18 protein-coding genes are annotated in these 12,703 nt (G+C 68.3%); 14 read left to right on the forward strand and 4 right to left on the reverse strand.

Going from position 1 to position 12,703, the window contains the following annotated elements:
- Positions 1-5: 5 nt before the first annotated feature.
- The 4 genes from ACUZ2Y_RS18670 to ACUZ2Y_RS18685 are packed head-to-tail and all read left to right on the forward strand — an operon-like array spanning position 6 to position 1,632.
- Complete coding sequence (locus ACUZ2Y_RS18670; protein WP_476320591.1) at positions 6-329, forward strand: hypothetical protein; 324 nt, start codon at positions 6-8, stop codon at positions 327-329.
- Positions 330-350: 21 nt separating this feature from the next.
- A complete protein-coding gene (locus tag ACUZ2Y_RS18675; protein ID WP_476320594.1) occupies positions 351-719 on the forward strand; it encodes a hypothetical protein in 369 nt (122 codons plus the stop codon).
- Positions 716-1,147: a minor capsid protein gene (locus ACUZ2Y_RS18680; protein WP_476320597.1), complete on the forward strand. Its 432-nt coding sequence runs from the start codon at positions 716-718 to the stop codon at positions 1,145-1,147. The genes ACUZ2Y_RS18675 and ACUZ2Y_RS18680 overlap by 4 nt, the downstream gene beginning before the upstream one ends.
- 11 nt (positions 1,148-1,158) lie before the next feature.
- Positions 1,159-1,632: a phage tail tube protein gene (locus ACUZ2Y_RS18685; protein ID WP_476320599.1), complete on the forward strand. Its 474-nt coding sequence runs from the start codon at positions 1,159-1,161 to the stop codon at positions 1,630-1,632.
- Between the two features lie 20 nt (positions 1,633-1,652).
- Here ACUZ2Y_RS18685 and ACUZ2Y_RS18690 read toward each other — a convergent pair whose 3' ends face one another.
- Entirely contained in the window at positions 1,653-2,630 is a 978-nt protein-coding gene (locus ACUZ2Y_RS18690) for a YaaC family protein (RefSeq protein WP_476320602.1), read from the reverse strand.
- A 105-nt stretch (positions 2,631-2,735) separates the two neighbouring features.
- Between ACUZ2Y_RS18690 and ACUZ2Y_RS18695 the strand changes: the two genes are divergently transcribed.
- On the forward strand, positions 2,736-3,248 hold the full coding sequence (locus ACUZ2Y_RS18695) for a DUF7426 family protein (RefSeq protein WP_476320605.1): 513 nt from the start codon (positions 2,736-2,738) through the stop codon (positions 3,246-3,248).
- Positions 3,249-3,425: 177 nt separating this feature from the next.
- Here ACUZ2Y_RS18695 and ACUZ2Y_RS18700 read toward each other — a convergent pair whose 3' ends face one another.
- Positions 3,426-3,749, reverse strand: a complete 324-nt coding sequence (locus ACUZ2Y_RS18700) for a hypothetical protein (RefSeq protein WP_476320607.1) — start codon at positions 3,747-3,749, stop codon at positions 3,426-3,428.
- 89 nt (positions 3,750-3,838) lie between these two features.
- On the opposite strand from ACUZ2Y_RS18700, the gene ACUZ2Y_RS18705 reads away from it, so the two are divergent.
- The 9 genes from ACUZ2Y_RS18705 (at position 3,839) to ACUZ2Y_RS18745 (ending at position 11,671) form a co-directional block, all read left to right on the forward strand.
- Positions 3,839-6,016: a phage tail protein gene (locus tag ACUZ2Y_RS18705; RefSeq protein ID WP_476320610.1), complete on the forward strand. Its 2,178-nt coding sequence runs from the start codon at positions 3,839-3,841 to the stop codon at positions 6,014-6,016.
- Positions 6,016-6,900, forward strand: a complete 885-nt coding sequence (locus tag ACUZ2Y_RS18710; RefSeq protein WP_476320613.1) for a phage distal tail protein — start codon at positions 6,016-6,018, stop codon at positions 6,898-6,900. Before ACUZ2Y_RS18705 ends, ACUZ2Y_RS18710 begins: the two co-directional genes overlap by 1 nt.
- Positions 6,901-6,909: 9 nt before the next feature.
- On the forward strand, positions 6,910-8,124 hold the full coding sequence (locus ACUZ2Y_RS18715; protein ID WP_476320616.1) for a hypothetical protein: 1,215 nt from the start codon (positions 6,910-6,912) through the stop codon (positions 8,122-8,124).
- On the forward strand, positions 8,121-9,287 hold the full coding sequence (locus ACUZ2Y_RS18720; RefSeq protein ID WP_476320619.1) for a hypothetical protein: 1,167 nt from the start codon (positions 8,121-8,123) through the stop codon (positions 9,285-9,287). Before ACUZ2Y_RS18715 ends, ACUZ2Y_RS18720 begins: the two co-directional genes overlap by 4 nt.
- A 55-nt stretch (positions 9,288-9,342) precedes the next feature.
- Positions 9,343-10,038, forward strand: a complete 696-nt coding sequence (locus ACUZ2Y_RS18725) for a hypothetical protein (RefSeq protein ID WP_476320622.1) — start codon at positions 9,343-9,345, stop codon at positions 10,036-10,038.
- A 102-nt stretch (positions 10,039-10,140) separates the two neighbouring features.
- The gene (locus ACUZ2Y_RS18730) at positions 10,141-10,305 is read left to right on the forward strand and encodes a hypothetical protein (protein WP_476320625.1); all 165 of its coding nucleotides are present in this window, start codon (positions 10,141-10,143) and stop codon (positions 10,303-10,305) included.
- A complete protein-coding gene (locus tag ACUZ2Y_RS18735) occupies positions 10,302-11,213 on the forward strand; it encodes a peptidoglycan-binding domain-containing protein (protein WP_476320628.1) in 912 nt (303 codons plus the stop codon). The genes ACUZ2Y_RS18730 and ACUZ2Y_RS18735 overlap by 4 nt, the downstream gene beginning before the upstream one ends.
- Positions 11,210-11,347, forward strand: coding sequence for a hypothetical protein (locus tag ACUZ2Y_RS18740; RefSeq protein ID WP_476320631.1), 138 nt, complete (start codon positions 11,210-11,212; stop codon positions 11,345-11,347). The genes ACUZ2Y_RS18735 and ACUZ2Y_RS18740 overlap by 4 nt, the downstream gene beginning before the upstream one ends.
- Positions 11,348-11,398: 51 nt before the next feature.
- Positions 11,399-11,671 carry a hypothetical protein gene (locus ACUZ2Y_RS18745; RefSeq protein ID WP_476320635.1) on the forward strand — a complete coding sequence of 91 codons (273 nt, stop codon included), beginning with the start codon at positions 11,399-11,401 and terminating at the stop codon, positions 11,669-11,671.
- 55 nt (positions 11,672-11,726) lie between these two features.
- Here the strand turns inward: ACUZ2Y_RS18745 and ACUZ2Y_RS18750 are convergent, their stop codons facing one another.
- Together ACUZ2Y_RS18750 and ACUZ2Y_RS18755 are read right to left on the reverse strand one after the other, a co-directional pair.
- Positions 11,727-12,152: a hypothetical protein gene (locus ACUZ2Y_RS18750; RefSeq protein ID WP_476320637.1), complete on the reverse strand. Its 426-nt coding sequence runs from the start codon at positions 12,150-12,152 to the stop codon at positions 11,727-11,729.
- 2 nt (positions 12,153-12,154) lie between these two features.
- Positions 12,155-12,703 (reverse strand): GNAT family N-acetyltransferase, encoded by a 549-nt coding sequence (locus ACUZ2Y_RS18755; protein WP_476320640.1) that lies wholly within the window; start codon positions 12,701-12,703, stop codon positions 12,155-12,157.

Consider the following 12,703-nt stretch of genomic DNA (forward strand, 5'->3'; position numbering starts at 1 on the left):
GAGCGATGCGACTACCCGCGGTCCTACTCCCGCACACCATCACCGTCCGCCGCTATCTCGGCACCGGACCCTACGGCGACCAACACGCCGACCCGGTCACCATCCGCCGCACGTTCGTCGAGGACCGGCGCCGAATCGTTCGCTCCGCAACCGGTGAGGAAATGATCAGCGAAACCACAGTCCGCGCCCGACCCGGCGAACGCATCCCGGTCGGTTCGTTCGTGACCGTATGGCCGGACACCCCGACTGCGCGCACCGGCCGCGTGATCACCTCAAACGTGTTCGACCACCCGTCGAGCTGGTCACACATCGAGGTCACCCTCACCTAGCCGGAATCGGGGTGATTCCCCATGGCGACCGAGATCACCGGAAACGGTGGCGTGCGGATCGAGTGGCACGGCGACCAGGTCCGCGACAACGCGCGCCGAGGCGCCGCCCGCGGGCTCGGACTCGGCGCCGAGCACGTGCGTGGGGTGTCCGTCGACCGAGCCCCGCTCGACACCGCCGCACTGCGGGACTCGGCGACCGCGAGCCATGACCCAGACGCGCTCACCGCCGCGGTCTCCTACGACACCCCGTATGCCGCCCGGCAGCACGAGGAACTCGACTACCACCACCGCACCGGCGGGCCGAAGTACCTCGAATCGGCCCTGGCGTCCGAACGCGACACCGTCGCCCGGCTCATCCAAGCGCAGATCCGAAAGGCGCTCGGCACATGAGCTGGACACGGAACCTCGCGCACGGGCTCGCCGAGCATCTCGCCGCCGCCGGAACCGGCGTGTACCGGGCGACCGGCGTCTACGCCGATACCGAGGTCGGCATCGTCGTCGGCGCCGTCCCGACGTCGCCGCCGCGCGTGCTCACACTCACCCCGTACCCACTCGCCGACGACGTCGACCAGGCCGACAGCGTGCTCGGCCTCCAAGTTCGCGCCCGCGCCGGATCCGACCCGCGCGAGGCGCTCGACCTACTCGACGCCGTGTTCGACGTCCTGCACGGCGCGACCCACCTCGACCTGTCCGGCTCGCTCGTGCATCTCGTCCAGCGCACCGCGTCGCTACCGCTCGGCCGCGACCAGAACGGCAGATACGAGCACGCCGACACCTACCAACTCACCGCCCACCGACCCACCCGCAACCGCGGCTAGGAGGCTGCCCGATGGCAACACGTTCGTTGCTGGCAAAGGATTGGACGCTCGAAATCGATACCCGCGCGCCCGCCGCGCCGGCTCCAGTGTGGACTCGCGTCAACGGCATGACGTCGTTCACCGAATCCACAGACGACAACACCGAGGACGACGCCGCGTTCGAGGACGACGGGTGGGGTTCGTCTGTCGTCACTCAGCGAACGTGGTCGATTGAGGCCGAGGGCAAGCGCAAGCGCACCGACGCCGCCGCTTTCACCCCCGACCCCGGACAGGAAGCCATCCGCAAGGCCGGGCGCGCGCTCGGCTTCACCGCGAACATCAAGGTTCGGTGGTACCGGCGCGACGGCGCCCCGGACGCCTACGAAGGCACGGCCACCGTGTCCGGGCTGTCCAAGGGCGGCGCGGTGACCGACCTCGAACCGTTCAACTTCACGTTGAACGGACAGGGCATCCCCGTCGAGATCCCCAATCCCACGATCCAGTAGCTATCCCGTTCTACTTGAGATTATTCGATCGGAGCCGAGACGACCTCGATTGCTGCCAAGATGAGTCGAGGGCAAACGTCAAGAGCCAGATCTAGAGCATATTCAAGAGGAATAGCGTCAGCGCTTTTATCGACCGCAAGATGGGCAACCCAACTCGACGGCTCGTATCGCGCGAGCATGGACAGCGCAAAAAGTACCGCCCACCACGCCACGAAAGGAAGTATCGGGCGATCGGTTTCAGTTAGCGCAGGGAAGATCCATCGATCTTGACCGTCGAGATACGGTGCCGTAATTCGGCGCTCCAGCGCTGCAAAATCACGATCTTCCGGCAATTCCCACGCTCGACTGAGAGCTAAGCCAGAATGAGCCCTGTTCAGATTTCCCACGCCATCGTCGGCGTCGAGCGAGGCGCGAAGGTTTGGATACTTCTGAAGCAGTGCAGAAATACCCGCTTCCGTATTGTCTATGGAGATTTCCGCGATACTTGACTTCACAGCGCCCCGTATAACGACATCTCCCGACATAGGCGGGAACAGTTGAAGGGCTAGCGGCGGATGTTCACACTTTGTACCCCACAATGGGTGCGCGGCCAACTCGGGTATGACTTGCCAAAGCGCACCCATCGTCGAGCCGTCAGGAATGGTTGACGAACCCAGCACGTGAGCGAGTGCCACGAAACTGCCCTGTCTCCAATCCATCACTTGAAGATCAGCCAGAGGGGGACGGCTATCTAGATTTACTTGCTTAATGCCATGCCCTCTCAGCTGCCACGAATCGCCGTTCAGCGCGCTTGCCGCAGCGGCGACCGCCCTGCCAGCCTGACTCATTCCGTAATAGAGCAAAATGGGACGGGAGGCCCAGTCAACCCGTGATGCCGCCTCAAAAAGCTGTTGCGCTTGTTCCAGACTCGCGCCGAATACGTCTCGTCGATCACCCTCACGCGCAGGCCCCGGCGGGTTGTGGCGCAGACTTCTAATCTGTCGCCAAATTCCATCCAACGGTGGACGCGATAGGTGGCCCCATGTGGTGGCGCCGCCAACAAATCCAATCGGTGAGCCTGGAGTCAGCATCGCAGTATCGTCTCATGCCAGTGGAAGGTTCTCATGCCGTTTCTCGATTTGTCAGAAGTACTCGATGCCAGTCTTGCGCTGCCGATCAACGGCAAGACCTACACCGTGGCGCCGGTCGACGCCGAGACCGGACTGCGGTTGCAGCGGCTTGCCGAGGTCGCCGCACAGGTGGCCGGGGCGGTCGAGTCCGGCGAGTCGCTCGACACCGTGGCGCTCGACGACGCCGCCGAGGTCGACCTGTACCGCGACGCGCTCGGTGCGGTCTACGACGAGATGGTCGCCGACCGGGTGCCGTGGCCCGCGCTGAAGCTTGCCGGGGTCACTGCGTGGCTTGACGCCGCGGTGAACCGGGAGACCGCCGAGGCGTATTGGAACGCGGGCGGGACGCCGGACCCGGAAGCCTCGGCCGGGAATCGGGCGAGCCGTCGGGCGGCCCGATCGACCCGGCAACCGGCATCCGCGAGTGGTACGACCCGCACCCGCAAGGCCACGGCGAAGACGGCGACGGGCACACGTGGGCGCAAGTCCTCGACCGCTGGTCGCTGATCGAGGCCGACCTGCACCAGGTCTACGGCGTCGACGTCGAGTCGGGCATTCTGCGTGCTCGGTCGTGGCGTTGGCTGCGCACCCGCATCGTCGGGTTGCTCGCGTGCGAGTCGCGGCTCGCCCGCTCGCTTGCCCCGGACTCCGACGGCGCCCGGCGGCCGAGGTCCTGATACTGATTTATCGCCGTGGCGGGTCGTCGCGTCTGGTGAGGGCGTAGCCGGGCACGAGTTGGTCGCGCAGGCTGATCACGGGGCGCCGGTCGTCGGCGTAGCGCACTTCGTAGTCGACCACGCCCAACCATTCCCCGCGCACCGTTCGGAACCACCCCGTCAGTCGGCCGGGCACGCGACCTTGCATGTCGAGCCCGTCGGGCACGACGGTGTGCGCCGCGTCCGGCTCGCGCACACAGAGCGCGTCGAGTCGCACCCACACCGGAGTCAGGACCGGCACGTGTCCGTGCAGCTTGTCGCCGGTCCAGCGGGTATACGGGGTGTTCAGCACGACCAATCGTAGAACACACGTTCGACGCCGACAGGTGTCGTCGGGTGGCTCGCTGAGGGTCTCGCCTTGTGCACCGGGGGTGGTCTCCGGTGGCGCTCACGATCGGCGAGTTGGTCGGGTATCTGCGCGTCGACGCCTCGGCGTGGCGTAGCGGCCTCGGCAAGGCTCGCGCGGAGTTGGCGCGGGTCGCGCGCGAGTCCTCCGGTGACCTGCACAAGATGGCCGACCAGGTCACGGCCGCTGGCGGCCGGGCGGGCGCGACGTTCGTGCAGTTGGCGCTCGCGATCACCAAAGCGGTCGGCGCGGCGTCGGCGGCGCAGGGCGTGATCCCGATTGTGGCCGCGTTCGGTGGTGCGCTTGCGCTGTTGCCCGCGGTCGCGGTGGCGGTCAAGGTCGGCATGTTCGCCGCGCAGGTCGGCATGACCGGGTTCTCCGACGCGCTCGCCGCCTCGGACGACCCCGCGGCGTTCGCCGAGAAGCTCGCGAAACTCTCACCGGCCGCGCGCGAGACGGCGCTCGCCGTGCACGCGCTCGCCCCCGCATGGAAGGCCGTTCAGCAGGCCACACAACAGGCGTTGTTCGCCGGGGTCGCCGCCGATGTCCGCGCCCTGGGCACGTCATACATGGCCGTGTTGAAAACCGGGCTGTCCGGGATCGCCGCGGAGTTCAACACCGCGGCGCGCGGCACCGCCGCTTTCCTCGGCCAGTCCGCGCAGGTGGCCACGGTCGGCACGATCTTCGGGCAGGTCCGCGCCTCGGTCGGCGACGTGTCCTCGGCCCTGCCCGCGTTGGTGTCGATCTTCCTCGACCTGGTCGCGGTCGGCTCGGAGTTCCTCCCCGGCTTGTCCGGTGGATTCGGCGACGCCGCGCAGTCCGCCGCCGAGTTCGTGCGCACCGCGCGCGAGACCGGGCAACTGCACGACTGGATCTCGTCGGGGCTGTCCACGCTCGGCGACCTGGGCACGGTGCTCGGCAACGTGTTCGCCATCGCCGGATCGGTGTTCGGCGCGCTCGACACCGGCGGGGGCTCCCTGCTCGACACCCTGCTGCGGGTCACCGGCGGAGTTCGTGATTTCCTCGAATCGTTCGAGGGGCAGCAAGCACTCGCCGCGCTCGGCGAAACCGTCGGCACAGTGTCCACAGTGGTCACAGATGTTCTGCTAACCGCGCTACGCCAGCTCGCGCCCGTGGTCGTCGCCCTGGCCCCCGGATTCGCTCAACTCACCACACAACTCGGTTCGACCCTGGTCTCGGCACTCACCGCCGCCGGTCCGCTGCTCGTGTCACTGGCCGGTTTCCTCTCGGCGAACGCGAGCTGGCTCGGCCCGCTCGCGCTCGGGATCTACGCCGCGGCGCAGGCGTTCGGGGTCATCTCCACCGCTGTCCGGGTGCTGAACGTGCTTGTCTCGGTCAACCCCTGGGCGCTGTTGATCGCGGCCACGATCGCGCTCGCGACGCTGATCGTGACCAATTGGGACACCATCACCGCCGCTGTCGGTGCCGCGTGGGATTGGATCGTCGGCGCGGTCAAGGGCGCCGCCGAGTTCCTGGTCAATCTGTTTCTTGACTGGTCGTTGCCGGGCTTGATCATCAAGCACTGGGACCGCATCGTGTCCGGGGTGCGGGCCGCGGTCCGGTGGGTGCTCGACGCCGTCGGGTGGCTCGCCGATCTGCCGGGCAAAGTCGCCGCGTGGTTCGGTCAGGTCAAGGACTGGATCGTTCGCAAGTCCGGTGAGGCGGTCGACTGGCTGCGTGGCCTGCCGGGGCAGATTCTCGGCGCGCTCGGCAACCTTGGCTCGCTGCTCGTCGAGGGCGGCAAGGACATCATCCGCGGTTTGGTCCGCGGCTTGGGCGATGCCGCGCGCTGGGTCTGGGAGAAACTGCGGTCGATCGTCTCCGACGCCTGGGAGTCCGTCCTCGACTTCTTCGGGATCGCATCGCCGAGCCGGGAAGGCATCTGGGTCGGGCGCATGATCGGCGTCGGTTTGGCCCGTGGCCTCGACTCCATGACCGGTCCCGTCGGCGCGGCTGCGCTACGGCTGGCCGGGTCCGCCGGACTCCCCCCGGTCACCGCCCCATCGGTTGTGTTCCCGACCGCAACACCACACGGGACGCCTGCCGGTGGCCCGCCCGCCGGATTCACCGACGGACCCGGCGACGACGGCCGCGCCTTAGTCGCCATCGAGAACTACCACCCGCCCGCCGATGCGTCGCCGCACGAGGTCGCCGCCGAGCTGGATTGGCTGAGCAAGAGCGGGGGCTACTAGTGGCACTCACCCGCAACGGCCAAATCCAGTGGCGAGACCTGGTCATCGGTACCGGTACCCCGTTGCCGTTGGCCGCGGCGGACTCCATCACCGGATGGCTCGACCTGCCCGCCCAACGGGGAGGAAGTACGCCGTTGGCCGGACGGCACGGTTCCTACGCCGGGCAACGGCTCTCGGGCAATCGGCTCGTGACGGTGGCGCTCAAAAGCGACGGGCGCTATCCGCCCGAGGCGTTCGCCGCGGCGCTCGCCGAGTTGCGGCGAGCGACCGCACCCGCCGAGAACCCGATCGAGGAACCGCTCGTGATCCGGCTCGACGGGCAATCGCTGATGTGTCAAGCGATCTGTCTGCGTCGCTCGCCCCGCGTCGACCGGCTCTATCGGCTCGGCCGCTCGGTGATCGCTGTGCAGTGGGAAGCCACCGACCCCCGTCTCTACGCCGTCGACGAGCAGGCCGTCGAGATCGAACTCGCCACCTCGGCCGCGGGCGGGCTGGACTTCAGCGGCGGGGGTTTGGACTTCACCGGCGGTCTTGACTTCGGAACCGGGCAACAGGGCGGCGCCCGCACGGTCACCGTCGGCGGGCACGTCCCCACATGGCCGGTACTGGAGATCACCGGCCCTGTCACCGGTCCCGTCGTGACCCTCGGCGAGAGCGGTCGACGGCTCGGCTTCGACGGGTCGTGGTCCGTCCTCGCGGGACAAACGTTGCTGATCGACACCTACCGGCGCACCGCCGAGATAGCCGGGGTGAGCGTGCGGCAACGCCTGTCCATCGCGCAATGGTCCCCGCTCGAACCCGGTTCGACGGTCGTGCGTTTCTCCGCCGCCGCCTACAGCCCCGACACCCGCATGCGCGTGCGTTTCCGCGACGCCTACCACTGAGAAGGAGGTATGACCGTGGCCAAGTTCGACTCCTGGGCCACCATGAATGGCGCCACCCGCACGCTCGACGCCCAAGACGCGCGGATCGGAATCAGTGCCCTACTGACACCGGGCGGCTCGCTGGTCACCGCACGCGCAGGTTTGCGACCCGGTCCCGGCGACCCGCTGAAAGTCGCGGCGACCTCGACGCCGGGACCGAACGTGACCGTGCAACCGGGGCAGTTGGTGATCGGCGCGAGCCGCGGCAACGGCGCGTATCTCACCACCACGGACGCCACCGACACCCTGCCCATCCTCGACGTTCCGGCGCACGCCTCCCAGCAACGAAACGACCTGATCGTCGCCCGACAGTCCGATACCTACTACGGAGACAGCGCCACCGCGTACACGATCACCCGCGTTCTCGGCACCCCAGGAGCGAGCGACCCCATCCCGACCACGGGTGGACTGTCCCCCGACTACGTGTTGCTGGCGCGGGTGCGGGTCACCGCCGGGGCGACCGCGATCACCACAGCCATGATCGACGACCTGCGCCCCGGTAAGACGGTCGCGCTCGGCGGGGTGCTCCCAATACCCACGCAGGCCGCGCGCGACGCCCTGCCCACCTACCCCGGACACACCATCTGGCGGGAGGACCGCAAGTGGGTCGAGGTGCACGACGGCACCGCGTGGCGGGTGCAGGGTGTCGCGATCTGCACGTCGACCGCCGACCGAGATTCGGCGATCACGCACCCGCAAAGCGGGCAGTTGGCGCAGACCACCAATGCGGGCGATGTCCTGTGGCAGTACGACGGCGGCTCGGGGTTGTGGGTGCAGGTCGGCGGGGCGTGGATGCCCCGTGGCTGGATCGGCGAGTCCTCCAACGTGTCAGGCGCGGGAGACATCACCAGCGGGACCGTGGTCGACACCGTCCTGAACAAGACCCTCCCGGCGGGCAGGCGAATCAAGGTGAGCTGGGAATGTTCGTTCGACCAGGTTGCGCCCCCGTATCCCACGCTTGGTGTCGGCTACCAGGCCGGGGCGACGATCACCGCCGCCGGGATGACGGTGTTGCGCTGGTGGAACATCGACTCGACCAACCTCAGTCGGCCGTTCGGGATCACGGGCACGTTGGTTGTGCCAGCCACCGCTACGTACTCGTTCGGCTCGTTGGCGGTCGGCAACGGGGGCACGGTGCACGTCTACGGGCGGCTCCTGCTCGTCGAGGACATCGGGGGGTCGTGACCATGGCCGCCCCGGTCTACACCTACATGGTTCACGACCTGCTCACCAACATTCCGCTAGGCGACCTGCCGCTCACTGGCGTGAGTTATGGCAAGCGGCTCAACGATTCCGGCGCCGCGAGCGGATCGTTTCATGTGGAGAACCGGCGCGACCCGCGCCGGATCGTCCGCGACCCCTACGACCTGACGACCCCGTGCAAGCGGTGCGTCTACGTCTACCGCGACGACGTGCCGCAGTGGGGCGGGATCATTTGGACCCGCCGATACGACAGCTGCACCCGCACCGTGCAGCTTGGCCTCGGCGACTGGTGGACCTACTACGACCACCGCAAGATCCTGCCACTACTCCCACCCAATCCGGCCGTGCGCTACACGGTCGCCGAGATGGTCGCCCGGTTCGGCCACCCCGCGCCCATCGACCAGAACGCCATCGCCCGCGGCCTGCTCGCCCTGGCGCACCAGCATCCGGGCGGAAACCTCGGCGTAGTCGCCGACCCCGTCGACTCCCTGATCACCCGCGAACGCACCTACCGCGGCTATGAACTCGGCGACGTCGGCGAGGCCCTGCGCCAACTCGCGGGCGTGCAGAACGGACCCGACTTGCTGTTCGACGTCGACCGCCAACTCGGCGCCGACGGGCGCCCCGTGCGGCGCCTGCGTCTGGGCGACCCCGGCCTCGGCCAACAGGGCTCGGCTTGGGTGTTCGAGTACGGCGGCAACGTCGTGGACTACACGTGGCCATCGGACGGAACCCGGTACGCGAGCCGGGTTCTTGCCGCCGGGGAAGGCACGGTCGAGGGCACCCCAATCGCCGTCGCCGAGAACGTCGACGGCCATCCGGCCGGGTGGCCGCTGATCGAGACCGAACGCGGCTACTCCACCGTGTCCGACCCGACCGTGTTGCAAGCCCACGCCGACGCTGACCTGCAGGCCGCGCGCCGCCCCGTCGTACTCCCGCAATTGGAGGTGCGCGGCGAACGTTGGCCGATGGTCGGCGAGTGGAACGTCGGCGACGACGCCCGAGTCGTCATCGAAGACGACTGGCTGCCCGACGGAGTCGACACGCTCGCGCGGATCGTCGCCGCCGACATCACCCCGCCCGAGGGCGACGCCGACGAGAAAGTCGTACTCACCATGTCGCCCCTGCTCGACGACATCGCCTGAGAGGGGGACACCAGTGGGATTGGTCAACCTCCCGACGAACCTTGTCGATCGGGTCGTGAAGCTCGAACGCGGACTCGAAGCGGTCCGCAAACTGGCCGGACTCACCTCAGCCATCATCCGCCGCGGCGGACTCACCCTGCTTGACGACTCGTTCTTCAAGGTTGTCGACGACACCAACACAACAATCGTCTACATCGGACCCGACGTGGACGGAAAGCAGATCGTCAGACTGCGCCGCGAAGGCGGGTCGAACGTCCTCTACACCTACACCCACACCAACGGCCAACAGTTCTGGGCGCTCACCGACCGCGGCAACCGCATCCTTGCCAGCGACGACGCCGCCACCGGTGTCGGCTTGGCTCGCCCGTGGCTGGCAGTGCCCATGCACAAGCTGTTCAACGGCCCGGCAGGCGTCCACCAGTACGAGACCGTCGACGCCTCGGCGATATCCACCGAGAAGCAACTATGGGAAGGGCGAATCCCGCTCGTCTCCCACCCCCGAATCGAGCTGTACGGGGTATGGGGGCAAGCAAGCGGCGCCAACAACACCACCTTCCGCCTACTCGTCAACGGCACCCAGGTCGGCACCTGGTCGGTGAACGGCACCTTGCAGAACACCACACAAGGCCCGTTCGACATCTCCGCGTTCATCGAACGGCCGAACGTGCAGGTCTCGCTCATGGCGCGGGCGAGCGGTACCGGCGAAGTCGCCGCCGGGCTGCTCGGTTGCTGGCAACGCCAAAGCCCCTAGCGCACCACCGCACCTGATCACCAACAGCCAACCCGCATAGCGCGGGTGGGCTTCCGCGCGCCCAAAACCGGGCGCGCTCAACAGAAACAAGAGGAACGCGCAATGTCCATACCGGAATCCGTCGAGCCCGTCGGCGACGTCGGCGACCACATCGACCCGACCGCCCCCGACCCGACGCCGGACGAGATCAACGACCCGGCGCACCCCGACCACGTCGCCCCGTACCCGGACGCGACCCCCATCGACGACCAGGAGGTGACCGCGTGAGCATCCACACCGGATACGAACCCGCCCGCTCATGCACCGGCTCGGCCACCGACGGCGCCCGCGCCCTGATGGCATGGTTCCTCGGCGCCTACGGTGCCCGCGGCGGACGCAACCTCGGCATCTACAACTGCCGATCAGTCGCGGGCAGCTCGACGACCAGCCTGCACGGCGAAGGCCGCGCGACCGACCTCGGCGTCCCCGTCGGCGCCCCGTGGGCGCAGACGCTCGCCGACCGGCTCGTCGCCATGTCCGCAGAGTTGGGCATTCAGTGCGTCATCTACGCGCACCGCATCTGGTCAGGGTCCTACCCGAACGCAGGATGGCGCCCGTACAACGGGCTGAACGCGCACGTTGATCACCTGCACGTCGAGCTGTCATGGTCGGGCGCCCGGACGCTCACCGCGGCGACCGTGCAGCGCGCGCTCGGCGGCACCCCCGCGCCGGTTCCCGGCGCACGGCCGACCATCCGGGCAAGCTCCCGAGGCGACGCCGTGCGCGAGGCACAGAACCGGCTCGCCGCGCACGGGTTCAGCCCCGGCGCCACCGACGGCGTGTTCGGACCCAAGACCACCGATGCCGCCAAGAGGTTTCAAACCGCGCGCGGGCTCACTGCCGACGGGATTGTCGGGCCACGCACGTGGGCGGCACTGCTGGCTGCGCGACCGGCACCGCCGGCACCCGCACCGACACCGGCGCGCCCGACGATCCGGCGCGGGTCCAAGGGCGACGCCGTGCGCGAAGTCCAGCGGATCTTGAACGCCTGGTATCCGACCCTGCCCCGGCTCGTCGTCGACGGTGATTTCGGCGCGGCCACCGACGCGCGGGTACGGCACATGCAACGCGCCGCCGGTCTCGCCGTCGACGGGGTCGTCGGCCCGGCGACGTGGCGCCGACTGCTCGGCGGATGACCCGCGCGCGTGTCCTGCTCGTCGGCGCCCTCGGCGTCGCCCTGGCCGTGCTCGTCGGCCGCGGGTGGGTCCGCCTCGGCCAGATCGAGGCCGACCTGCTCGCCGCCGATCGCGAACTCGCCGACCGCGACTGATCCACAACCAATCGCCAATCCATCCACAGGTTATCCACAGAGAGGCAATCCATGTCCGACCGTCTGATTTCCTGGCTGCGCACCGTCGTTCCCGGCCTATGGGCCGCGCTCGTCGCGTGGCTGGTCACCCTCGGCGTCCCCGCCTACGTCACCGACGCGCTCAACGGCGCGGGCGCCCTGGTCGTCGTGCCGATCGTGCTCGGCGTCGTCTACCCGATCCTGCGCGCCGCCGAGGCGCGCCTGCCTGACTGGCTGACCCGCGTCCTGCTCGGCTCCGCGCAGCCGCCCAACTACACCCGAACCGGTGTACCGCCCCAGCGGTGACCCAACACGACGGCGCCCGCACCCAATCAGGGTGCGAGCGTCGTCGTGCGTCGTCCTAGATGTTCATCCACGCACCGTCAGGCATTTCAGGGTCGGCGTACTCGGGCAAGTACACGACGACGTGCCGAACGTTCTCCCGTTCGTGATCATTAACCGTGATCAGCGTCTTCCAATCCGCCATGTCGGGAAGGGCCAGAATCGGCGGGGGTGTCGTGCCCGGCGCGGCGATCGTGAGCGCGCCGAGGTGTAGCGTTCCGTCGAACACGACGACGTCGCCCGGCCCTGGGTTTCCGTCGCGGACGTCCACGGTGATGAAGTCGGACCGGTCACCCAGGCTGACGTACACCATGCTTTCGGATGTGGCGACACCACGAGCGATCTCGTCGTCTGTCCACTCAGGCCACGTGTCCGCGTCTGTCGTGTAGTCGCCGATGGTCACCTGGGACTGGCTCGGGAAAATCGGCACTCGTGCGATGAGCATGTCTACCCTTCGTCGAGCGGCTGTGCCTGTGCGGGACGAGCGAACGACCACACGGTGACGTCGTCGCGCCGGGGGTGGCGGCTTGCGCGCACGACTCGCCACCCCTGCCACCGGTAGTACCGGATTAGCCCGCAGTTTGCTCCCTGACCGTCGGTGAGTACGCCGCGCCGCACCCACACATGACCCAGGCGTGCGGCGTGGTCGAGCGCCCAAAAGGCGATGATCATGCCGACGCCCTTCCCGGCGTGTATCGGGTCGGTGATGGTGGAAAGCAGGAACGTCGCGGGTTCGGCGCGTTCCTGCTCGGTCCATCCCAGCGGGGGTGTGTCCGTCGCGGCCGTCGTGCATCCGAGCAGCGCACCGTCGGTGCCGACGAGTACCCAGACATCCGAGTCGGGTTCAGCGACTTGATCCGCGTGATCATCAACGGCGTTCGCGAGACCGCGCCAACGGGGATGACCTTGGCCGCGCATCCACTCGGAGCGGCGACGGACGAGCGCAGCGACCATGTCGCGGTCGCCCGGCTCGCCGGGTCGCATTGTGTATGCCAT

It is taken from the genome of Actinokineospora sp. UV203 (assembly GCF_056323665.1).